20 protein-coding genes and 1 tRNA gene are annotated in these 22,902 nt (G+C 61.9%); 10 read left to right on the top strand and 11 right to left on the bottom strand.

The window, feature by feature from the left end; genetic code table 11:
* Positions 1-24: 24 nt before the first annotated feature.
* The 4 genes from QNA11_RS12985 to QNA11_RS12970 are packed head-to-tail and all read right to left on the bottom strand — an operon-like array spanning position 25 to position 5,692.
* Positions 25-408: an ExbD/TolR family protein gene (locus tag QNA11_RS12985; RefSeq protein WP_283483351.1), complete on the bottom strand. Its 384-nt coding sequence runs from the start codon at positions 406-408 to the stop codon at positions 25-27.
* A complete protein-coding gene (locus tag QNA11_RS12980) occupies positions 401-829 on the bottom strand; it encodes a MotA/TolQ/ExbB proton channel family protein (protein WP_281930165.1) in 429 nt (142 codons plus the stop codon). The genes QNA11_RS12985 and QNA11_RS12980 overlap by 8 nt, the downstream gene beginning before the upstream one ends.
* 46 nt (positions 830-875) lie before the next feature.
* Positions 876-2,621: a ShlB/FhaC/HecB family hemolysin secretion/activation protein gene (locus QNA11_RS12975; protein ID WP_283483350.1), complete on the bottom strand. Its 1,746-nt coding sequence runs from the start codon at positions 2,619-2,621 to the stop codon at positions 876-878.
* A 23-nt stretch (positions 2,622-2,644) separates the two neighbouring features.
* Positions 2,645-5,692: a two-partner secretion domain-containing protein gene (locus tag QNA11_RS12970; protein WP_283483349.1), complete on the bottom strand. Its 3,048-nt coding sequence runs from the start codon at positions 5,690-5,692 to the stop codon at positions 2,645-2,647.
* A 604-nt stretch (positions 5,693-6,296) separates the two neighbouring features.
* On the opposite strand from QNA11_RS12970, the gene QNA11_RS12965 reads away from it, so the two are divergent.
* From QNA11_RS12965 to QNA11_RS12950, 4 genes are all read left to right on the top strand, one after another.
* Positions 6,297-7,106, top strand: coding sequence for a molybdate ABC transporter substrate-binding protein (locus QNA11_RS12965; RefSeq protein ID WP_283483348.1), 810 nt, complete (start codon positions 6,297-6,299; stop codon positions 7,104-7,106).
* 101 nt (positions 7,107-7,207) lie between these two features.
* Positions 7,208-8,050: a molybdate ABC transporter substrate-binding protein gene (gene modA / locus QNA11_RS12960; protein ID WP_281930171.1), complete on the top strand. Its 843-nt coding sequence runs from the start codon at positions 7,208-7,210 to the stop codon at positions 8,048-8,050.
* A gap of 9 nt (positions 8,051-8,059) precedes the next feature.
* Positions 8,060-9,121 (top strand): outer membrane protein, encoded by a 1,062-nt coding sequence (locus tag QNA11_RS12955; protein WP_283483347.1) that lies wholly within the window; start codon positions 8,060-8,062, stop codon positions 9,119-9,121.
* A gap of 208 nt (positions 9,122-9,329) precedes the next feature.
* Positions 9,330-11,660 (top strand): alginate export family protein, encoded by a 2,331-nt coding sequence (locus tag QNA11_RS12950; protein WP_283483346.1) that lies wholly within the window; start codon positions 9,330-9,332, stop codon positions 11,658-11,660.
* Positions 11,661-11,966: 306 nt separating this feature from the next.
* On the opposite strand, the gene QNA11_RS12945 is transcribed toward QNA11_RS12950, so the two are convergent.
* The 3 genes from QNA11_RS12945 to QNA11_RS12935 form a co-directional block, all read right to left on the bottom strand.
* Positions 11,967-12,110: a hypothetical protein gene (locus QNA11_RS12945; protein ID WP_283483345.1), complete on the bottom strand. Its 144-nt coding sequence runs from the start codon at positions 12,108-12,110 to the stop codon at positions 11,967-11,969.
* A tRNA-His gene (locus tag QNA11_RS12940) sits at positions 12,099-12,175 on the bottom strand. The genes QNA11_RS12945 and QNA11_RS12940 overlap by 12 nt, the downstream gene beginning before the upstream one ends.
* Before the next feature lie 87 nt (positions 12,176-12,262).
* Positions 12,263-12,781 (bottom strand): DUF721 domain-containing protein, encoded by a 519-nt coding sequence (locus QNA11_RS12935; protein WP_283483344.1) that lies wholly within the window; start codon positions 12,779-12,781, stop codon positions 12,263-12,265.
* A 52-nt stretch (positions 12,782-12,833) separates the two neighbouring features.
* On the opposite strand from QNA11_RS12935, the gene mutY reads away from it, so the two are divergent.
* A complete protein-coding gene (gene mutY / locus QNA11_RS12930; RefSeq protein ID WP_283483343.1) occupies positions 12,834-13,919 on the top strand; it encodes an A/G-specific adenine glycosylase in 1,086 nt (361 codons plus the stop codon).
* 61 nt (positions 13,920-13,980) lie between these two features.
* Positions 13,981-14,241 (top strand): Imm74 family immunity protein, encoded by a 261-nt coding sequence (locus tag QNA11_RS12925; RefSeq protein ID WP_165052061.1) that lies wholly within the window; start codon positions 13,981-13,983, stop codon positions 14,239-14,241.
* 175 nt (positions 14,242-14,416) lie between these two features.
* On the opposite strand, the gene glpK is transcribed toward QNA11_RS12925, so the two are convergent.
* Positions 14,417-15,898, bottom strand: coding sequence for a glycerol kinase GlpK (gene glpK, locus QNA11_RS12920; RefSeq protein WP_283483342.1), 1,482 nt, complete (start codon positions 15,896-15,898; stop codon positions 14,417-14,419).
* 117 nt (positions 15,899-16,015) lie between these two features.
* Between glpK and QNA11_RS12915 the strand changes: the two genes are divergently transcribed.
* The 4 genes from QNA11_RS12915 (at position 16,016) to QNA11_RS12900 (ending at position 18,505) form a co-directional block, all read left to right on the top strand.
* A complete protein-coding gene (locus tag QNA11_RS12915; RefSeq protein WP_283483341.1) occupies positions 16,016-16,333 on the top strand; it encodes a hypothetical protein in 318 nt (105 codons plus the stop codon).
* A 251-nt stretch (positions 16,334-16,584) separates the two neighbouring features.
* Positions 16,585-16,821, top strand: a complete 237-nt coding sequence (locus QNA11_RS12910) for a (2Fe-2S)-binding protein (protein WP_202070691.1) — start codon at positions 16,585-16,587, stop codon at positions 16,819-16,821.
* A gap of 28 nt (positions 16,822-16,849) precedes the next feature.
* On the top strand, positions 16,850-17,329 hold the full coding sequence (gene bfr, locus QNA11_RS12905; RefSeq protein WP_283483340.1) for a bacterioferritin: 480 nt from the start codon (positions 16,850-16,852) through the stop codon (positions 17,327-17,329).
* A gap of 153 nt (positions 17,330-17,482) precedes the next feature.
* The gene (locus QNA11_RS12900; protein WP_283483339.1) at positions 17,483-18,505 is read left to right on the top strand and encodes a DUF1236 domain-containing protein; all 1,023 of its coding nucleotides are present in this window, start codon (positions 17,483-17,485) and stop codon (positions 18,503-18,505) included.
* A 356-nt stretch (positions 18,506-18,861) separates the two neighbouring features.
* On the opposite strand, the gene QNA11_RS12895 is transcribed toward QNA11_RS12900, so the two are convergent.
* From QNA11_RS12895 to QNA11_RS12885, 3 genes are all read right to left on the bottom strand, one after another.
* Complete coding sequence (locus QNA11_RS12895) at positions 18,862-19,479, bottom strand: helix-turn-helix domain-containing protein (protein ID WP_202071482.1); 618 nt, start codon at positions 19,477-19,479, stop codon at positions 18,862-18,864.
* 126 nt (positions 19,480-19,605) lie between these two features.
* A complete protein-coding gene (locus QNA11_RS12890; RefSeq protein ID WP_502867566.1) occupies positions 19,606-22,368 on the bottom strand; it encodes a heavy metal translocating P-type ATPase in 2,763 nt (920 codons plus the stop codon).
* 53 nt (positions 22,369-22,421) lie between these two features.
* On the bottom strand, positions 22,422-22,898 hold the full coding sequence (locus tag QNA11_RS12885; RefSeq protein WP_283483337.1) for a methyltransferase family protein: 477 nt from the start codon (positions 22,896-22,898) through the stop codon (positions 22,422-22,424).
* Positions 22,899-22,902 lie beyond the last annotated feature (4 nt).

Raw genomic sequence — 22,902 nt, 5'->3', positions numbered from 1 at the left:
ACAGGAAAAGATGATTTCGGAATGTTATTTGGCGCTGTTTTCGGTCTGAATCCCGACCCTGGTAATTTTGAGCCGCTTCAGAACATCGGCGACATCGACGAAGCTCTGGAACTTTGATCCACGGTCGGCGCGCACAAGAACGGGTGTCTGGCTCCCCTTGTCGGCGAGACGCGATTCAAGAGTGGCGGCCGAAACGGCTTCGCCCTCGAAATATATTTCGCCGCCCGACGCGATTTCGATAATCGTATCCTTGCGCTTTTCGTAGTCGGGTTTCGACGCCTGAGGCAAGGAGACAGGAATTCGCCCGGCTGAGATGAAGGATGCGGTGGTCAGAACGATCGTCAAAAGCACGAGCATGATATCGACTAGCGGAACCACATTGATCGTTTCGAACGATTTGTCATCCATTGGCGATCTCCCACTCGATCGTTAGGACTTTGACGCGGCGGGTCAGCGCATTGTGGAGAGTAACCGCGATAAGCGCGACAACGAGTCCGGCCGCGGTGGCCTTTAGCGCAAGGCCAAGGCTCGCCATGATTTTATTCGCGTCAGCGGACCCGTCGAGGCCCATGCTGTAGAATGTCGCCATGATCCCGAGGACAGTGCCGAGCAGCCCGATATAGGGCGCATTCGCGGCGACGAGGCCCACGATGTGCAATCGCTGCGTCAGCGCCAGCTCCAGCGCCTTTGCATTGCGGAATGTCTCGAGGCGAATAGCCCGAAAATAGAAGAAGCGCTCCAGCCCGATCGCGACGATGGTCACGCTCAGCGCCGCAAGCAATCCGATGACGCCGACGTCGACGAGTTTGGAGATGAGTTCGATGTCCATTTTGGTCCAGTCATGCGGTTGAAAATCTAACGACGAAACGAGTTTTTCAGAAGGTCACGCCAACTTGAAACAAGCCTTTTGTGTATCTGTTGTAGCTGGGCGCGATCTCGTTCCAGCCAAGGGAATGCGCGACCTGCGCCTTCAAAAACAGAGTGCGCAGGGGCGAGGCTTCATCGAAGCTCGGCAAATCATATGAGCCGTAATAGCCGGCTCCGACGTCGCTCAACGGCGAACAGGCCTTCTGCGTGATCGTGTAAGATGGGTTTTCGAGCCATACCACGCCAATATCCGAGAAGGCTCCGATCGAGTGTTGGTAGCGCTCGATCGTCGGCAAAGCATATCTGACCTCGGGCGTGGTGACGAAACCGCTGTCTCCCGCCATGCCTTCGTCGAAAGATCTGACGCCGAAATAGCCGGTCAAGCTCAGTTTCTCGCTGGAATCAAGATTCCGGCCGATGGCTTTTTGCGCCCGAAACGCGAGGGACGCCGATACAAGCGGCGTTATCGCCAGCGTGCCGTTGACGCTGAGATTTATGCGACCATAGGAGCCCGCCGTGCCGATGCCAGCCTGATTGGCGCGGCGCTCCTCGGTGTTGGGGAAACGCACGAAGCCGAAAGAACCCGAGAGCGACGCGTTGGTCACATAGGGCAAGTCGAGAAAGGAGCCGAACATGTCATGATTGACGCCGATCGTCCCAACCTCGATGTAGCGGTAGGCCGTCGAGACGCCGAGCACCTTGTCGTTAAGATATTTGTGCGTGAAGTTCGAGAATAGATAAATGCTCTCGTCCCTCTGGCGCTTGAGCGGATAAACGAGATTCGCCGCGACGCCATTCGCTTCGCCCCAGGCCTGCGCATTGTTGTAAACGCCGCCGAGCTTATAGACTGTCTCGAAAACGCTGACTTCGCCGCGCAGGCCGCCAAAGGCCGGCGGCGGCGCATAGGCCAGCCGCCCGTTCACCAATCCTCCGCGTTCCGACACGATGCCGAAAGCCGATAATCGATCGCCATATCCCGTCGGCGAATTCAGCGTGACAGCGCCGCTGGTTCGGATTCGCCCTGTGTAAGGAGAACCGTAATTATCGGCAAGAAGGTAGCCTTCGATCTGGCGGTCCTCCGGCGGGCTGAAGATAAAGTCGGAGGTTTCCGGCTGTTGTCCCGGGGCAATCGAAATCCGCGGCGCGCCGGCGCCAGGGAGGTCGGCGTTCAGCAGCATCGCCCGTTCGAGTTCTTCCTTGCGAATGAAAGGCGACCCGGCTAGCGCGCGATCGATCATGGTTTGCAGATAATCGGTTCGCACCAGCGAGTTGTTGTCGACTTTGACCGCGCCATAGCGGCCGGGGATCACTTTCAATTTCAATTGGCCATTGCGCGCGTCCTGCTCCGGCACGTAGGTTTTTGCGACGATATATCCCTTGGCCCTGTAGAGATTGGTGATTTTGTCTGCGGCTTCGTAAATCTGTCCAAGCGTCAATTTGCGATTTTCATAGCGCTCCAGGGCGTCGCGAATATTCTGCGCGCCCACCAGATCGGGACCGTCGATCGTAATGCGCCGAATAAAGATCGTCGCGCCGTCCCGCATGCTGAAACGAGGCTCTGCGGTCTCGGGCGTCTCGATGTCCGGCCGATGGGGCGGCGGGGCCTCGCGCCGGGCGGATTCAGCCGAGCGCACCGCGTCGCCGAGCGTATAGGGAATGAAGGGGCCGGCCTCCTGCGCTTGTGCCGTCGTGAGGGAGCCAAAGGCGGTCTGGAGTGCGCCAATGGCGCTTGCAAGCTGAAGAACTCTTCTCATTTTCTCGATACGCCTGATAGAAATTAACGCTGTTGCGCGGGCTTGTTCGGGGCGCCGGGGGCGCGGTCCTGGAGATTGAACCGCTTGCCGTCGACTTCGATGCTCTGGATCGCTGCGCCGTAGTCGGCGGCCTTCGGCTTCGATGCGGCCGGTTTCGCCGCCGTTTGCGGACCCGCCTGTCGATGCGCCCGCGCGTCTTCCGCTGCGGCGGATCCACGTGACGCGGCTCTCGCGCCGCTACCGAGCGACGAGACTCTCGCGGGCGCGCGTGACGTCGATTGCGACGGCGCCTCACGCGGCGTTTCCTTGATGTCGACTTGGCTATTCAGTGTAGGAGACGCCATCGAGCTGACGGCGGCGACGCCGGCGGCAGCCATCCCGCGGGATGGGGGCGAGGCCGCCTGCTGCGCCGTATTCGTCGTCGAGATGACGGTTCCGAGCTGCTCGGCGTTGAGCGCGACCTGAGTCGATATGGTCGGAGAGCCGGGCGTTGCAATCGCCCAGGGCGGCGCGGAATTGGGATCGCCGAGCCCGGTGGCGCCGGACGTCGGCTGCTGCGCGGGGATTGCTCCGAAGCCAGAGGTTTGGCCGGTGGCGGCGATATCCCAACTATTGCCGCTTAAAGTCGCAACTCCCCCCGTGTTGCCGATCAAGCCGCCGGCGCCGTAGGGCACGACATCTACGCCGGACGTGACCTGTCCCGCAGCGTAATTGTCGGTGATGGAGCCGGCGAATGCAACTCCAACGAGCCCGCCTATGTTATTGACCCATCCGTCGTTGTAGATATTGGACAGCGAAACTGATCTGGTGATGACGCCGCCAGTCTCGTCTAGGGCGAAATCATTTACGCCGACGAGCCCGCCTACGGCGCTGATAGGGAAAGGCGATCCAGCAATACTATTCAGAGTAATATCGACTTTTGCGAAGCCGTCGCTAATAACGCCGCCCCAGTTGTACCCGACCAGCCCCCCGATAGCGGTATGCGAGTCGCCGCCAAGCGGGTATTGCCAGGTTGCGTTTATCCAGCCGGTTGCCGACGAGTTTTTGATTTCGCCGCCCGGCAACCCAAAACCGATGTTCATATTGTATCCGACGAGCCCGCCGGTGTGTTGGGCGTTATAGGTCGTTATCGCGACATTAGCGCGCGAATCCGAAATGGCGCCGGCGTTGATGCCAACGAGGCCGCCCGCGTCTCCTGCATTGACCAACCCCCCAAATGTGGTCGAAGGCGAGCCCGCGAAAATAAATCCGTTTGCGAAAGAATTATTGATAATGCCGAACATGAAATTGTTGGCGACCAAACCGCCGATAGAATCCCTTCCGGCAACGGAGATATCCGTTCCGGAATTGATGATAGAACCGAAATTCGAAGAGACCAGTCCACCGACGCGGGACGAACCCGAAATATATCCGCCGTAGGCGTAGGAATTGCTGATCAGGCCCTGGTTCCAAGAGACGAGCGCGGCCGCATTGCCGGCGGCTCGCGGGTCTGCAAGGCCAACTAGGACATGGGTATTGACGAGCGTCAGATCACGTACCACCGCCGAGTCGTTGGCCGTCCCGATTAAAGCGTTGGGATTGTTGCCGCTATCATCGGCGATTGTCAGATTGCGGATCGAATGGCCCATCCCGGCAAGCGTGCCGCTCAGCGTGTAAATCACAGGCCCGCCGAAAACTCTGCTTCCCGCGTCGATGTCGCTGTTGAGCGCGTAGAACCCTGACGCAATGGCGTCCGGATTATCCGCCAAGGCCGCCAGCTCGGCGATTGTGTTGATCAACTGGTATGATTGCCCATTGATCGTCAGCCAGGCGTTCTGCCCGGTGAGTGAAATGGAGCTGGCGGCGTTTTTGAAGACATAGTCCCCGCCAAATTGCAGCGCGAGATTTGCGGAAGCGCCTGTCGCCGTGAGCGACGAGGCGATGTCGATGTTTCTCGCGGCGTCTAACGTGAGATTTGTCGAGGCCGACCATGCGACGGCGTCCGAGACGCTGATGTCTCCCTCGCTTCCCGTTCCGACGGAACGGATCGTAACATTATTCAGCCCCAACAGGGTCGCGAGCTGCGCGCCGCCGATGTCGCCATTCTGCCCGATCTTGAAGCCATGCGAATTGATGATCCAATCCCCTGGTCGCCCCGATGGCGCGCTTGTCGTGACGTCGGCGTCTGGCGCAACCGTCACTTTGCTGCCTTGGGTCACGATCTTTCCGCCATTGCCGCCCTGTGGCGCCGAGGCGTCCAGGCGACCGCTGACGCGAACCTTCCCGCCGATCGCGGCAAGCTTGATGACGCCGGTGCGCGACGGCCCGCCCATGAGGCCCGCCATCGTACGCGCCTGAATCACCCCGGTGTTGTTGACCTGCGCGGAGAGCAAAGCGTCCGCGGCGCGCGCGGTGAGCACGACGCGCCCGCCGTCGGCTTTGATGACGCCCTTGTTTTCGACAAGCGCGTTCAACGTCCCTTTGTTGACTGTGACGTCCACAAGCGAATTGCCGCCAAAATTGAGGGTGACATTATCGCCCGAAGCGAGGGCCACTGTTCCGAGCGTCGCTTCGATCACACCCTCGTTCGAGACGTTGTTTCCAAGCAGCGCGACATAGCCGCCCGGATTGGCGGTGATCGCCCCGTGATTGATGACCGATTCCTTGGAGCTACCGGCGAAGACATATTTGCCGGCATTGAAGTCGGCGTTGGAAATGTCGAGCGTCGAGGCGACGAGTCCGCCGACATTGACCTGTGCGTCCTTCGAAAAAAGAATCCCTGCGGAATTGACGATGAAGACCTGGCCGTTAGCGTGCATTGCGCCTTCGATGACGCTTCTTTCGTTGCCCACCACACGATTGAGAATTGTCGAATAGGGCGTCGGCTGATTGAAGTTCACGATCTCGCCGGGCGCGATGGAGAAGCTGCGCCAATTGACGATCGCGGCGAGCGTATATTGATTGATGGTCATCAGATTGCCCGCAGAGGCAATATCGACCTGCCCTGATACGACTTGCCCGTCGAGAGGATTGGCAAGAGCGGCGTGAGGAGCGGTCGTCAGCGCGCACGCCGCAGCCGTGGAGAAAAGCAATCGTCTCCGGCGCTGCGCCGATAGCGACGCTCTTCCACTCGAGGATGCCCGGAACATTTGGATGGCCGCGCATCGAGCGGCGACGGAACGGGTCATCTGAAACTCCAAATGACAAAACAACAGCTTAGCGGGTTGCTAGCGATATAACAAAAATATATATCGACAGAAAAGTTATCTGCAAAGCCTATAATTTTTGCGGTCAGGCTCGCGCCGTACGCAGTTGCAGCACAATTTTCGATCTTGATCACTGCTATTCGTTATATAATGTTAAGATATAAATGCAGGTCGATCGCGATGGCGGCGTCCACATTAATGTTGTGTGAGGGCGCGCGCGATTTAGGGGGCTGTGAGATGAGTGCAGGATAGCAAAACCAATAGGATAGGCGTGCTCTACTGTGCGCTGGGATCGGCGCCTCTCAGGTAGCCGCCAACTCCCGGCCGACGGCATTCCGATGCCCCCAACACTTTGCGTTTCAACCATCGACACGCGAGCGCTTCGATCCGAGGCGGCCGTTTGTTGTGACGGACGATCGCGTCCGTCGATCGGCGTTCGACGCCAGCGTCGAACTGCAAACTCGGGCGTGAAAATTTGAAGGATATGTTGATGCTGAAAGAAAAACTCGTACGCCTCGCAATTGGCGCCGCCGCTTTCGCCTTGTCCTGCGCCAACGCCAAAGCCGCGACGACGATCACAGTCGCTGTGACGCCGACGGCGGCACCCGCCATCGTTGATCTCGTCGCGGATTTCGTAAATGCAAACCCGACGTATAACGTCGCCGTCGTCGGCGCGCCGGATAGTCTCTCGAAAGACGCCATTGTCGCCGGCGGCGCCACGGGCCCGTATGATCTGCTGTTGGCCCAGTCCTATCTTGTTCCTGCGAGCTTGAAATACCTTCATCCTTCCCTCGTCTCAGGGGAACCCTTTCCCTTCGCGAAGGATACGCTCGTCCTCTATTCGACGACCGTCGATGTCAGTGCGGGGATTCCACTTCAGATGCAGGCTTTTTCCGTGCCGGATCCTGCCACTCTCGATCCTTATGGCGTGGCTGCGGTTCAAGCCATGGGAGCCGAATATCTTTATGCGCTTTCCAAAAAACTGCCCATCAAAACGGCCGACGCGGGCGGTTCCTATGCGCGGGTCGAATATATGGGAACGGCTTACGGCTTTACCGGAAAATCGCAAATCTGCACCGCCGCTACGGGCGTCGAAGCATATGAGCCGGGCAGCTTCCATCACGAATATGTGCTTGGGCAGAATTATGTGACCGACATCGTGTTGGCGGGCATAAAGATCGCGCGCACGCGCAGCGCCGATCAGGAAACAGCGCTGACCGCCTTCGTCAATTTTCTGACCAGCGCAAAGGCAACAGCCCTTCAAGATCATTGTTACAAACTGCCGAGCGCCGCCCAATAAGAAGAGTGTAGGGCGCAGAAAGAAGATGGGAGCGACCATCTCATCGAGAGCCCTATTCACCAAGAACGCCTCATTCCGAATTGCTGAGAAGGAAAACAGTTATGTCCTCAATGAAGCTCAAGGCGGCGGCGCTATCCGCTTTCGTTTTTACGACTCTGGCGAGTCCTTACGCACATGCGGCAAGCATCAAAGTGGCGGTTGCGGCCAACTTCACCGCGACATTGGCGCAACTCATCAATGTGTTCACGCAGTTGTATCCAAGTGTCTCCGTAACGTATGCGTCTGATTCATCTGGCAATCTGCAGACTCAGATTATCAATCACACGGTCGCATATGATTTGTTCTTGTCGGCTGATCAGTCGCGCCCGCAGACGCTCGCGACGAGCTATCCCTCGCTCGTGATCGGAAGCCCGTTTCTCTACTCCGTCGGCGAGCTCGAGCTTTGGTCCAAGACAGTCGATATTAGCGCTGGTCTGCCAAGCCCGATCCCGGTGGATATTGTGCTCGCTGATCCGAACAAGGCGCCTTATGGAACCGCTGCGGCCCAAGTGCTCAGCGCGAGCCCGTGGTCCATTACATGGACGCCCGGAAGCGCCTACCCTCCGTCAGGCACGGCCCATGTATTCACGAAATCAAATATCGGCCAAACATATTCAGCGATCAACGACGGCGCCTACGCCTATGGCTTCGTGCACCAATCCGCCATCTGCAAGCTCGTGGGCGGCGTGAAAACCTTCACCCAGCCGGGCGGATACCACCATACCTATCCGTACAACGACACAACGTACCCACACAGCCAAATCTCTCAATACGGCATAAAAATCGTCAATTCGGCCCGCACTTCAGCAGACGACACGGCGCTCACCAACTTCGTCAACTTCATAACCGCCAATACATCAGGAACGAACATCATCAAATCCTACTGCTACTCATTGACATTGTAGCCGATCGCATTGGCGGTCGTCGCCGGTAGGCTTCTGGCGGCGGCCGCCTCATCACGCAGTGGCTTTCGATCTTTTCGCTCCAATCGCGCCATCGAGGGAGATGGGCGACCACGGTCGCTCGAGGGCCTCTTACCTTTCCAGTCCCGAGTTCTCGTGTGGGGGGAACATATGAAAAAACTTACCGCTTTGCTTTGCGCCCTTGCTTTGAACCAAGGACCGGCGCTCGCCGCCGATCTCATTCGCAAACGCCCGCAAATTCTTCCGCCTCCTCCTCCGACGCCGAGCTGGGCAGGATTTCATGTCGGTCTCAACGGCGGCTATGCTTGGGCCGACAATCCCAATATCCAGATTTCGTCCCTCCCCTTGCCTCCGCCACCTCTCGTTACGCCGCAAGGCGCCATAGCGCGGGCCGACCGCTTCGCCTTCGACGCCACCGGGTCCATTGCAGGCGCGAGAAGCGGGGGATTTATCGGCGGCGGACAGCTTGGCTACGACGCGTTGATCGCGCCTCACATACTCGCTGGCGTCGAAGCGGACTTCCAGGGCGTTCTCGGCGCCACGGGCAGCGCGTTTGTTTCGAACGCGACCACGCAGCTCCATCCCACCTCACGGCTCGACTATCTCGGAACCGTTCGCGCCCGCCTGGGCTATCTCTTGATCCCCGACTTCCTCCTTTATGCGACCGGAGGCGCGGCTTATGGCGGCGCGTCCTCGAGCATGTCGATCTTCCAACCCGCCCAAGGCGTGATTGGCGGCGTCGGGACGGGCGCCGCCAGCTCGACGCGTTTCGGCTGGACCGCCGGCGCCGGGGGTGAGTGGATGTTCTGGCCGAATTTGTCTGCGAAAATGGAGTATCTCCATTACGATATTGGCTCAATTGGATCCTCACTTATTGCGACAAGTGGTGGTTATGATCCACGTTATTTAATTGGAAATCCATTTGACAATGATACGATGTATCCATACGCGTACCTTACGGCTAAAACACACACGCATTACAGCGGTAATATTATTCGAGCTGGCGTAAATTACCATTTCAATTGGAATCCACCACTCCTTTCGAAACTTTAATTGCAGCTCATTACCTCGAATCTGAAAAAGGCCTGTCGTCATGGCGTCGCGTAATTCCTGCCTGTGGATGAAGTCGGTTGCATTGGGTGTCGTATTGGCGTCTGCCTCCTGGGGAGCGTCGGCTGCGCCTGCGGGAGATGAAGCCGCGCCATCAAAATCTCAAAGTAACGACCCTGCGAAGGGCGCCACGAAACGCGCTCCCCAAGCCGTGCTAAAAACGGCCCCGCCTGCCTCAAAGGCCGGCGCGGCGCCGGTCGAGGAGAAAAAAAGCTACTACATGCCCACGCGCGGTTATCGGTTGGAGCCGCAGCCCGACATCCCGCCCTATGTGCGAAATCTCGGCAAGACATATAAGCAATTCGAAGGCATCGATTGGCTGGACGTCGGTCTCGATTCGCGCACGAGATTCGAATACCGCAAAAACGATTATCGGCCCTGGACCGACACAACGACGAATCCGGCATCGTCGAAGCGACGATATTTTCCGAACTCTCTGTGGCTGCTGCGCACGCGCGCCTATATCGGCGTCAAGGAAATCCTCGATCCCTTCCGCTTCGTCGTGGAATTCCAGGACTCGCGCGCATTCAACAGTATCTATGAGCTGCAGGGTCAGGAGATCAACGAAGCGGACCTTATCTCGGGCTATGGCGAACTCTATTTCAAGGACGCTCTCGGCAAGGACGACCGTGGAAATGACCGGCCGCTGATCGTGCGCGCCGGCCGCTTCCATCTCGAGGTCGTCGATCGGCGTTTGATCGCCGAAAACGAATTCCGTAACACCACAAACACATTCGATGGGCTTCGCATCAAGATCGGCAAACGCGACAACGACTGGGACCTCGATAATTTCGCGATGCGGCCGGTGGTCCGCTTACCTTACGAATTCGACCGCCCCGATTGGCAGAACTGGGTCTATGGCAGCGTCCTGAGCGTGCGCCGATGGTCAGAGTTCGCGACGATCCAACCCTATTTCATCGGGCGTAAACAATATGGCGACCCGTCGAGCGCGTCGGCGGCGAGTAGAGTGAGCCGCGAGACATATTCGCCGGGACTGCGCCTCTACGGCGTTCTCGGCAATTTCGATTATGATGTCGACGTCACCAAACAGTTCGGGCAGATCGGCGAGTATCAGCCGTTTGGCGGCACGTCCTTGCTGAAGAGCGTGCGCCTCGACGCCATCGCCTATGCCTTCGAGGCGGGCTACACCTATGTCGATCATCCCTGGAAGCCACGAATAAGCGTCAATTACGCCTATGGCTCCGGCGACAAGAGTCCCTACGACAACGCCAATCAGACGCTCGACATTCTCTACGGCTTCAATCAGCCCTTCTCGCGGAACGACTATTTCGCCTGGAACAACGTCAAAGCGCCGAAAATCCGCCTGGAGTTCACGCCGACAAAGAATCTTCAAATCGACACGGCTTTCGGCGGTTTCTGGCTCGCGAGCACGGCCGCCGCATGGGACCGCGCCAATCTCTATGCGCCGCTCGGCAATAGAGGCGGCTACCTGGGTTCCGAAGTGGACGTTCGCGTGCGCTACAAGCTGTCGCAATACATCAATCTGACCGCGAGCTACGCCCGCTTCTGGCCGGGCTCTTTTCCGTCGAGCTTCGGGCCGCCCGTTGTTGCGCAGACCTATTTTCCGCAATCCTTTCGCGGGCAAACCACCACGACAAACGGTCTGACCGCGCAGCCGACCGACTTTTTCTATCTCGAAGCGACGGCGAACGCTTTCGGCGACGGTCAGCCGATCACGAGCAATCCCGCCCAGGATGTCGCCGCGATTTTCCGCGCTGAGCCACCGAGCCCGGCTACGCCGACGTGGCGCGATTTCTATGTGGGGCTCAATGGCGGCGGGGCCTGGTCGAGCCCGAGATCAATGGTTTCTGTTGGCCCGATCAGCAGAGCGCAGCCGAGCCTGCCTGTCGCGGCGACATCGAATATGCTCCCAACCAATTTCGAACTCTCGGGATTTCTCGGCGGCGGGCAAATTGGGTGGAACCGGAAATTCAAAACCAATGTCGTCGCCGGTCTCGAAACGGATCTACATGGCGTCAGCGGAAATACCGACAGGAAGGACCAAGCGACAAAAGCCTGGTCGATAGGCAACACTTTCGTCAATTACGGCGTGCGCTCGGCGACCTTGAATTTTCTCGGCACCGCCCGCGGCCGCCTCGGCTATCTCGCGACGCCTTCCGTGCTGCTCTATGGAACAGGCGGCCTCGCTTATGGCGGCGTCACCTCCAATGCGGCGCTTTTTACCTACCGGGTGGGCGGCTTTACAATAACCCAAGGCAATCCGCTGAATCAGGAGACGCGCGTTGGGTGGACGGCCGGGGGCGGGCTCGAATGGGCGCTCTCGCCGAATTGGAGCGCGAAGGCGGAATATCTCCATTACGACCTCGGAACGGCGACAGCCATGGCCCCGGTATTCCACCCAAGCGGGTTCTATGGTTATGGCGTGCTCAGCCAGACCAAGTTCGACGGCAATGTCGTCCACGCCGGCCTCAATCGACATTTCGATATGAGCGCGAAATAGGCTTCGAGGTTTCCGCTGCTCGCGGGACGATACCATTTCCGTTTAAACAGCTCGCATCGGCGCGTGTCATTCCCGGCGGACTGAAAGCCCCCTCAAGAGCGCTGGTTTTGCCCAGAGCCCGTCATTGCGAGCGAAGCGAAGCAATCCAGGGCGGCGATGCGGCGCTGGGTTGCTTCGTCGGCTCCGCCTCCTCGCAATGACGGCGGTGAGTCCCTGTGTGTCCGGCGCGAGCGTCGGGGATGGCGCCGAACCAATCGAGCGGCTCTCGTATGACTTGGGAGGGCGTCTGTCTGGATGGCGCGGCCTTCAGAGGATGAAAGAGCCGCCCTGCCGCAGATCGCCGCGCTGCATGCGCGCGATCGGAACGACGACGCCTGGCGTGATGACGCGCGCGTCGTTGGGCCATACAGGGCGCACGCCGAAAAGCGTTTGGAAGCATGGTACCGCCACCCCGGCTCGAACGGGGGACCCCCAGATCCACAATCTGGTGCTCTAACCAACTGAGCTATGGCGGCCCGAAGCGGCGCGAACCTATTCGCTCGCGGCGGGGATTGCAAGCGCTCCTGCAATCACGTCGCGTAATTGGCCGTGAGGCCAGGCGGTTAGCGGCTACGGCGCGGCGTGAGCGCCCTTTCTCCCAGCCTCACCAGCGCCGCGCGCAGCGATTCTTCGGCCACGCCCTCCGTCGCCTCGGCCGCCCGCGCTCGTGCGGCGGGGTCCGCGGGCGCCATTTTGGGGCGGGTTTGCGCCGCCCGCTGCGCCAGCGCCTGCTGCCGGAGCGCCACCCTGGAGACGCAGCGCCAGCCGAGATGGGCGTTGATCCGGTCGATGATGGCCGGCGCCATATGCTGGATCTCGAGGCTGAAACCCGGCTCGACGCGCAGAATGAGCGTCGCCGGCTCCTGCGCCTTGTCGGGCGAGGGCTTGCGGCCCCGGGCCGGCCATTGCAGGCGCTCGGGCGCGCAGATGTCGGCGATGCGCGCGCCGACGATCTCGCGCCATTGCATCAGCAGCGACGCCTCGCCGAAGCCCTTTTTGGCCACGAGCGGGTCGACCTGCTTGAGCACATATTCGGCGAGCGGGCGGGCGAAGACGCCTTTCTTGCGCGGCGCGGCGCTCATGCGGCCTTCTCCCTTGCTTTGCCGCAGCGGCGGCGCCAATGGCTCTGCCTAGATGATAAAGCCTCAAGCCAAACGGCGAAAGCGGCCCGAGGGCGCGGCGCCGGCCGAAACGCTCCTCATTTGGTACGACGCCCATCGTCGCGATCTGCCCTGGCGCGCGCCGCCTGGACGGCGGGCGGACCCTTACGCGGTCTGGCTATCAGAGATTATGCTCCAGCAGACGACCGTCGCGACGGTCAGGGGCTATTTCGAGAAATTCCTCACCCGTTGGCCGACGGTCGAAGCGCTCGCCGAGGCGCCGCTGGAGGATGTGCTCGCGGCCTGGGCGGGGCTCGGCTATTACGCCCGCGCCCGTAATCTTCACGCCTGCGCGGGGAAAGTGGCGCGCGACCATGGCGGCCGGTTTCCGGCGCGCGAGGCGGCGCTGTTAGACCTGCCCGGGGTCGGGCCCTATACGGCGGCGGCCATTGCCGCCATCGCCTTCGACGCCCCCTGCGCCGCAATCGACGGCAATGTCGAGCGGGTGATGACGCGGCTTTACGCGATCGAGACCCCGGTGCGTCAGGCGAAGCCGCTTATCCGGGAAAAGACGCAGGCGCTTCTCCCTGCCGCCCGCGCCGGAGATTTCGCCCAGGCGCTGATGGATCTCGGCGCCACGGTCTGCACGCCGCGCGGGCCGCTGTGCGGGCTCTGCCCCTGGGCGCAAAATTGCGCCGCTTGTCGCGCGGGCGCGCAGGAGGATTACCCCGTCAAGGAGAAGAAGGCGGAAAAGCCGAAGCGGCGCGGCGCCATTTTCATTCTCAGGCGGGGAGAGGAGACGCTGCTGGCGCGCCGCCCGCCCAAAGGGCTTTTCGGCGGCATGAGCGCCTTTCCCGCAACGCCCTTCAGCCGGGACGTCGGCCCGGACGAATGGCTCGACTTCGCGCCATGCCGCGCCGATTGGCGCGCGCTCGCCGAGCCCGTCGCCCATGTCTTCACACATTTCGCGCTCAGGGCTACAGTTTTCGTGGCGCGAACCGAGGCGGCGCCTCGGTTCGGCGCCGATTGCCGCTGGGCGGCGCGGCGCAATCTAGATAAGGAAGGCTTGCCCACGCTCATGCGCAAGGCCGCCGCAGCGGCTGGGCTTTTCGACGATTAGAGCGCATTCCGCAAACAGACTGTTGCGACAAGAATGCGCCGTTTTTTTAGGGGCGCGGCTGATGGCGCGGGCGAAGATCAAGGTCGAGATGACGGAGGGCGCGATCCGCGTCCATCAGGACGGGCGCACGCTGACGATTCACGCGGAGGCGCCCGACGCCGAGTCCGGCGAGGAGACGGATTTCGTCGTGCGTCTCGATGAGATCGACACTTGGGACGCCCCCGATCAGGACAAGGAAATTCCCATCGACGATTTGCAGAGGATTCTCGACGCGGTGGAAAAGGAACTCGCCAAGCATGGGCTGACCGTGGATTTCGACTGATGCAAGATCCGCTCGATTGGTTCGGCGCCATTCCCGACGCTCGCGCCGTCTGGACACACAGGGAATCGCCGTCATTGCGAGGAGGCGGAGCCGACGAAGCAATCCAGGGCCGCATCGCTGCCCTGGATTGCTTCGCTTCGCTCGCAATGACGGGCGCGCACGGCGTCCCGCTCCATTATCCAGCCCACCCCAGCGAGCGCTCCACCGCCTTCTCCCATGAGGCGACGAGCCGCGCCCGTTCTTCCGCCGCCATCGCGGGCTCGAAACGCTGTGAGGCGCGCCAATGGGCGGCGATATCCCCCAGGCTCTTGAACACGCCGACGGCGAGGCCGGCCGCATAGGCCGCGCCGAGCGAGGTCGTCTCCAAATGGCGTGGCCGCACCACCGGCGCGTCGAGAATATCGGCCTGAAACTGCATCAGCAGATCATTCGCCGCCATCCCGCCATCGACTTTCAGCGCGCCGATAGCGACGCCGGAGTCGGCCGTCATTGCGGCGAGAACCTCGCGCGTCTGATAGGCGGCGGCCTCCAGCGCGGCGCGGGCGATATGGCCCTTGTTGGAAAAGCGGGTGAGGCCGGCGATGATCCCGCGAGCGTCGCCGCGCCAGCGCGGGGCGTAGAGGCCGGAGAAGGCCGGCACGAAATAGACGTCGCCATTGTCGGGAACGGTTTTCGCCAGCGCCTCGATCTCGTGACTCTTCTCGATGAGGCCGAGATTGTCGCGCAGCCATTGCACCAGCGCCCCTGCGATGGCGATGGAGCCTTCGAGCGCATAGACGGGCTTGGCGTCGCCGAGCTGATAGGCGAGCGTTGTCAGCAGGCCGGCGGTCGAAACATGCGGGGTCTCGCCCGTGTTCATCAGCAGGAAGCAGCCTGTGCCATAGGTGTTCTTGGCGTCGCCGGCTTCGATACAGGCCTGCCCCAGAAGCGCCGCGTGCTGATCGCCGAGCGCGCCCGCGAGCGGCGCGCCCGCGAGCGGCCCTGCGCAATCGCCATAAACCTCGCTCGATGAGCATATCTGCGGCAGGCAGGCGCGCGGGACGCCGAAGAGCGCGAGCAGCTCCTCGTCCCATTGCAGCGCCGAGAGGTTCACGAGCTGCGTTCGGGCGGCGTTTGTGGCGTCGGTGATGTGGCGGCCGGTCAGGCTCCACATGAGCCAACTATCCATCGTGCCGAAAAGGGCTTCGCCGCGCTCGGCCTTTGCGCGCGCGCCGGGAACATGTTCCAGGAGCCAGACGAGCTTCAGCGCCGAGAAATAGGTCGCGAGCGGCAGACCGGTTTTCATCCGCACCAGCTCGCCGACGCCTTGCGCCAGATATTTATCGACGAGCGGCTGCGTGCGCGTATCCATCCAGACCAGCGCGTTATGGAGCGGCGCGCCCGTCGCGCGGTCCCACAACAGACAGGTCTCGCGCTGATTTGTGACGCCGACGGCGGCGAGGTCCTTTGGCGAGAGCCCGGCCTTTTCCAGCGCCCCTTCGATTGCGAGACAGGCGTTGGCGCGAATCTCGGCCGCATCATGCTCCACCCAGCCCGGGCGCGGATAAATTTGCGCATGTTCACGCTGGTCGAAGGCGAGAATTTCGCCTGCCGCGTCGATGACCGTGAAGCGCGTGCTGGTCGTGCCCTGGTCGATCGCGCCGATGAATCGCCGCATGGAGCGCCTTTCTGAATCCTTGCTGAACGGCCGCTTAATGCTTAGTTCAAGACCGCCGCGCCACTCTCCCCCACCTTAGCTGGGCGAGGCGCCCTTTTGGCTCCAGGAGAATGCCTCATGAAATTGGTTACCGTCAAAACGCTCGCTGGACTGGCCGTCGCCGGCGGGCTGGCCTTCGGCCTTTCGTCGGCTCAGGCCATGCCGGCCCTGGACCCTGGCGTCGCCGTCGGCGGCGGGCCAAAGGCCGAAAAGGTTTGGTGTGGGCCATATGGCTGCCGCCCTGGCGGACCGGGTTATGGTTATGGCTGGCGCCCGCGCCCCCCGGTTGTCTACGGCTATGGACCGCGTCCGCGTCCTCCAGTCTATGGCTATGGGCCGCGCCCGCGCCCCCCGGTCTACGGCCCGCATCCGCGTCCCTGGGGGCCGGGCTACTGAGCCGGACATGCTTCTTTCGAAAGAAACGCGCAGACAGGCCGCGACGGTTTCGTCGCGGCTTTTTTTTGCGCCATCTTTGCTTAGCGTGGAAGAGTTCCAAATTTCATATCGGCGGCACGTCGATTGCGATTTTGCCCGTGACCGCCAGAGCCATGTCGGGAAACCGACACTGACGGGTTGCAAAACGAGGGAAGCTTTGTAAGCTACTGATGTAAAACGTAGTTTGCAATCTTTCCAAACTGGGCGAAGCCATGATCGTTTGCTCCTGCAACGTCCTCTCCGACCGCGACGTGCGCGAATCTCTCAGCGCGCGCGCCGATCGTCCCTCCGTGGGGGCGGTATTCCGCAGCATGGGCTGTGAGGCGAAATGCGGACGCTGCGTGCGCAGCATCGTCGCGCTTGTCGATCAGCACGCCACGGCGAGACTGGACGAATGTCGCGGAACGAGCGATTGTGATAGCTGCCGCGCCGACGGTTTGGCGGCGTGAGTTTAAGAAACATGGAAAGGGATTGCGCATGCGCGGCGACGCGAAGGTTATCGAATATCTCAATCGCGGGCTTCGCGCCGAGCTGACGGCGGTCAACCAATATTGGCTGCATTATCGCATTTTCGACAATTGGGGTTTCAAGGAGCTGGCCGAGAAATGGCGTAAGGAATCGATCGAGGAGATGTATCACGCCGATCATTTCACCAAGCGTATCCTTTTCCTCGAAGGCTTCCCGAATATGCAGGTGCTCGACCCGCTGCGCATCGGCCAGACTGTCGAGGAGATCATCGCCGCCGATCTCGCCACCGAGTCGGACGCTCGCAAGCTGTACATAGAGGCCGCCGTTTATTGCGACTCCGTGGACGACCGCGTGTCGATGGAGCTTTTCGAGAGCATCATCAAGAGCGAGGAAGGACATATCGACTTCCTCGAGACCCAGCAGGAGCTGATCCGGCAGCTCGGCGTGCAGCTCTACAGCCAGAAGCATATAGGCGGGCTTTCGTCCTAACGGGATGCGTGCGCAGGCGGCCCGTGGGTGGCCGCCCGCGCAAGCGCGCCGGCCCAGAAATATCGGGGTTTCAGGAGTATTTTTTCGGTCCGTAGGGGGCGTCTGCGAGTTCAGGCGATCTGCGGGAGTTAATACGGAGCTGCCAAACGCTCCATGCGCACAATATGTGTCTTGCTTCCCGACGCGCATGGACCGGATGTGACCACCTATCTTTACGACGCGCCTGCGTCTCAATCGCGACAATCGCTTGCGACGCAATGGCGTCGCGCCGAAGCCGTGGGCCTTGCGATCGACCAGGCTTTCACCGAGCAGGAGGCGGACGCGACGCCCACGGAGCCCCGGCCTGTCTACGACAAGCTCAAAGCGGGAGACACGCTCGTCGTCAGCGGAGTCGGCTGCCTCGGCGAAAGCTACGCTGAAATAACCGACGCGATCCGCGATCTCATGCGCCGGCGAATCTGTGTGCGGTCTATAAATGACAATCTGACCTTCGATGGTCGCGTTGCGGATGCCGGAAAGCAGGCGTCGCGGGATTCGCTGATCGCTTTCGCCGCCGCGGCGGCGGAGACCCAGAAGACCGCGAAGCGCGCGGCGCAGACGCGTCAGGCGCTCGTCGAAGAAGTTTCGGCGCCCGAGCCGTTAGGAAAGGACCGTCACGGGCCGGCGCTGCAATTCGGCGTTGTCGCCGCCCAGCTTTCCGCACTTGCCTTGGCGGCCTATCTGGCGAGCTTCGTGTCGCCCAAGCTCAGTCGGCATTCCCCCGTTTCGCCGCCGGCTCAAATGGCCGCGCTCGATCGCCAGAGAGCGGAGGCGCCGCTCCCTCCGCCCGCCGATTTTCGGGAAATACCAAGGGAAAAGCCTGCCATCGTTGCGAGCGATAGCAACAATCAGGAGGCGTCAGGCGACGCCCGGCAATCCCTTGGGATTTCTCCGGAGCGGGAGCAGGAGATTTTTTCGTCTGTCGGCGATTGGCGTTCGGCGCGCGTCAAAGACGCGTCTTTCGCCATCGCCGCTGGGGCTATCGTTCCGCGTGGCGTCCGTCTCGCCATTTTCCCGCGCCGGCTGGTCGCGCGCGAGGCGGGATTGCGCGGCTATCGATTCATCGTCTCGCGACAAAGGATCGGCGTCGTCGACCCCACCAATCGGCGGATCGTCGCCATTTTGAAGAAGGACTGAGGCGGGGCCGCGGGCGTTATCCCATTTCCATTTGAACAGCTCGATGGGGATTTGTCATTCACGGCCGGCCGAAAGCCCGACCGGGAATCCAGAGCCCAAAAAGCGCTGGTGTTGGTCTGGATTCCCGATCGCTCGCTCAAGCGAGCGTCGGGACCCCCGTCATTGCGAGCGTAGCGAAGCAATCCAGGGCCGCAATAGCTGTTCTGGATTGCTTCGTCGCTACGTTCCTCGCAATGACGGAGACGTTGAGCGCCACTTCAGCACGGGCTCGCGCGCCAGATCGCGCAGCGAGCGCTAACCTTGCTCTGGATTCCCGATCACTCGCTTCGTGAGCAGATCAATCAAGCACTTCCATATTACTCCATCACCGCTGCTTTCAGAATGCACACCATGGTCGCCTGCGCCTGCGCCTTGCCGATGTTGCGGATGATGTGCGGACGGTCGCAGCGATAGCGCAGCGTCTCGCCGGCCTTCACCGTCTCCTTGACGCCGGCGACCTCCACCTCCAGCTCGCCTTCGCGCACCGAGAGGCTTTCGACCGAGCCGCGCTGATGGGCGTCCGATTCGAGCGCCCCGCCCGGATCGGCGGAGAGCTCGTAGGATTGCAGCCATTCGACCGTCTTGATCCAGCCGATGATCGCCAATCGGCATTTGCCGTCGTCGGAGACGAGGATCGGCGTATCGGCTTTGCTGGTCTTTTCGAGGAAGGGCTCGTCTTCCGTCGTCTGAAGCACGCGCTCGATCGAGACGTCGAGCGCCTGGGCGAGGCGCCAGATCGTGGCCAGAGTCGGGTTCGTCTCGTTTCGCTCGATCTGGCTGATGATCGACTTGGCGACGCCCGACTGCTGGGATAGCTCCGAGAGCGAGAGATTATAGGCCTTGCGTAGCCGCTGAACGGTGGCGCCGAGCTGACCCGAGAGCGCCAGCGCGCCCGCTTCGAGAATCTTGTGTTTTTCTTTCCCTTCGACGCCCATTGCGTTCACGCCGCCCCGGCCGGCTCCCTGTTTTGAGTCGGCCGGCATAATATCCGCTTTTGTTCGAAATATCGAACGCGGCATGCAGGCGCTGGGTAAATTTTAGACGCCGATCGGCTTTAGCCGTCAGGCAGCGACTTGCGCGGGATAGCCGGCGTCCGTGATCGCTTTCGCCAGCGCCGCCGGGTCCTTCGGCGCCGGCGAGACGTCGACCTTGCCGCTGGCGAGATCGACCTTCACATCCGCGCCGGGCTCGACCGCCTGCACCGCTTTGGTGACATGCTTGACGCACATGTTGCAGGTCATGTCTTGCACATTGAAAGTGGTCATTTTTTCCTCCTTGTTATCCTGTTTTACGGGCGCAGCCGCAGCCTCGTCGTTGCGAGCGGAGCGAAGCAATCCAGAGCCTTCATGAGGCTCCTGGGTCGCTTCGTCGCTGCGCTCCTCGCGATGACGGGGAGGCGCCTCTGCGATGACCGGCGGCTGGAACCTGCGCAGGCGCAGCGCATTGGTCAGCACGAAGACGCTGGAAAGCGCCATGGCGCCGGCGCCGAGCATGGGTGAGAGCTGCACGCCATTCACCGGATAAAGCGCGCCGGCCGCGACGGGAACGAGCAGCGCATTATAGCCGAAGGCCCAGAAGAGATTCTGCTTGATGTTGCGCATCGTCGCGCGCGAGACCGCCAGCGCCGCCGGCACTTTGGCGAGATCGCCCGACATCAGCACGACGTCGGCGGCTTCGATGGCGATGTCCGTGCCCGTGCCGATGGCGATGCCGGCGTCCGCTGCGGCGAGCGCCGGGGCGTCGTTCACGCCATCGCCCACAAAGGCGATTTTTTCGCTCTCGCGCAGCCGTTCCAGCGCGGCGACCTTGCCGTCGGGCATCACGCCGGCGATCACTTCGTCGATGCCGAGCCGCCGCGCAATGGCGTTGGCGGTGCGCGCCTCGTCGCCGGTGATCATGGTGGTTTTGACGCCTATGGCGTGCAGCGCGTCGATCGCGGGCTTGGTGGTGGGCTTCAAATCGTCGGCGACGCAGAGGATCGCCCGCGTCTTGCCATCCACCGCGAGATAGAAAGGCGTCTTGCCCTCGTCGGAGAGCGCGGCGGCGTCCTTCTCGAAGGCCGTCGTATCGAGGCCCAGCGAGGCCATATAGCGCGCGGCGCCAATGACGACCTTCCGCTTGTCGACAAGGCCGGCGACGCCCATGCCGGAAACGGACTCGAACTGCTCGGCCGCTGGTACAGCTAGCCCACGATCCTTCGCGGCGGCGACGATCGCCGCGCCGACGGGATGCTCCGATTGCGCCTCAAGGCTGGCCGCAAGCCGCAGCAGCGCCGCTTCGTCTTCGCCGGGCGCCGGGATCAGATCGGTAAGGCGCGGCTTGCCGAAGGTCAGCGTGCCCGTCTTGTCGAAGGCGATGAGCGTCACGTCCTGCAAGGTTTGCAGGGCCTCGCCTTTTCGAAACAGCACGCCCAATTCCGCCGCGCGCCCGGTGCCGGTCATGATGGCGGCCGGCGTCGCGAGCCCCATGGCGCAGGGGCAGGCGATGATGAGCACGGCGACGGCGCTGACGAGCGCATAAGTGAGCCGCGGCTCCGGGCCGATCGCCATCCAAACCACAAAGGTGATCGCCGCAATCGCGAAAATCGCCGGCACGAAGACGGCGGTGACGCGGTCGACCATCGCCTGAATGGGAAGCTTCGCGCCTTGCGCCTGCTCCACCATGCGGATGATGCCGGCGAGGACCGTATCGGCGCCGACGCGCGTCGCGCGGAAGGAGAAGGCGCCGGAGCCGTTCACCGTCGCGCCCGTGACAGTGGCGCCGATGGTTTTCGCGACCGGCGCGGGCTCGCCCGTCACCATGGATTCGTCGACATAGGATGAACCCGCCGTCACCAAGCCGTCGGTGGGGATACGCTCGCCCGGCCGCACCAGCACGATATCGCCGACGCGCACGTCGTCGATGTCGACATCGGCCGTGTCGCCGTTGCGATCGACGCGCGCGGTCTTGGGCTGCAATTTTGCAAGCGCGCGAATGGCTTCCGAGGTGCGGCCCTTGGCGCGCGCTTCGAGAAACCGGCCGAAAAGGATCAGCGTCACGATGACGGTCGCGGCCTCGTAATAGACATAGACCGCGCCGGCCGGCAGAAGCTGCGGCAGGAAGGTCGCGACGAAGGAATAGAGATAGGCGCTGAGCGTGCCGACCGCGACGAGCGCGTTCATGTCCGGCGCTCCGCGCAGCAGCGCCGGCACGCCTTTGACGAAGAAGACAGCGCCCGGCCCGAAGAGAACGAGCGTCGCGAGAAGGAAGGAGAATTGGCGCACCAACTCCTCGCCGATCGTCATCATCGTCCAATGATGAAAAGCGGGAATAAGGTGGCCGCCCATCTCGATGATGAACAGCGGCGCGCTCAGCGCGGCGGAGAGGATGAGATTGAAGCGCAGCGTCTTCATTTCCGCCTCGCGGCGCGCGCGTTCGCGGTCGGTCGCGCCGGCGTCGGTCTCGATGCGGCGCGGCTCATAGCCGGCCTCCGTAATGGCGCGACGCAGGCGTTCGGCGAGGCCGGGGCCGGAGAGGGCGCGCACGCTCGCGCGCTCCGTCGCGAGATTGACGCGGGCCTCCAAGACGCCCGGAACGCTTTCCAGCGCTTTTTCGACATGGGCGACGCAGGAGGCGCAGGTCATGCCGCCGACGCCGAGCTCGATCGTCTCGATGACCGGCTCATAGCCGGCGTCCGCCACCGATTTGGCGATCACGGCGGGGTCGGCGCCCGGCGCCAGCGCGACATCGGCGCGTTCGGTGGCAAGATTGACGCTCGCCGAGGCGACGCCGGGCGTGGCGGCGAGCGCCTTCTCGACATGCGAGACGCAGGAGGCGCAAGTCATGCCGCGCACGTTGAAGTCGAACCGCGTGGTCTCGGCGCTCAACTATTCCTCCTTCAAAGCCAGCGACGCGTGCGCGCCATATAGGCCCGGTAATCGTTTCCAAATTTTGCAGCGAGATGCCGCTCCTCCGGCTCGATGGCGAGCTTTTGGAGCCCGAAGCCGAGAAGCGGCGTCAAAAGCACGGTGAAGGGCGAGCCGATGAGAAGCCCGACGCCCAGAACGACCGCGATATGCGAAATGTAGATCGGGTTGCGCGACCAGCGGAACGGACCGTCCGTCACGAGATGCGCGGCGGCGCGGTGCGGGAGGATCGTCGTCTTGTGACGCGCAAAGGCTTGGGCGCACCAGATGTCGTTGGCGAGCGCAAGCGCGATAATGACGCCGCCGAGGAGCGGGGCGCCGGGGAAGGCGACAAGCCCCGCCAAGGCGCCGCCGCTCGCGCGGTCGAGCGCCAAACCGGCGAGAATCGTCAGCGCAATCAGGATCGGCGGCCAGGGCGCGCGGGCGGGCGGGGCGTCGGGAGAGGGCATGGTC

This window comes from Methylocystis sp. JR02, assembly GCF_030063565.1.
GTDB lineage: Bacteria > Pseudomonadota > Alphaproteobacteria > Rhizobiales > Beijerinckiaceae > Methylocystis > Methylocystis iwaonis.
Note: the sequence above shows the minus strand (reverse complement) of the source record. Positions and strands in the feature narration are given on the sequence as shown.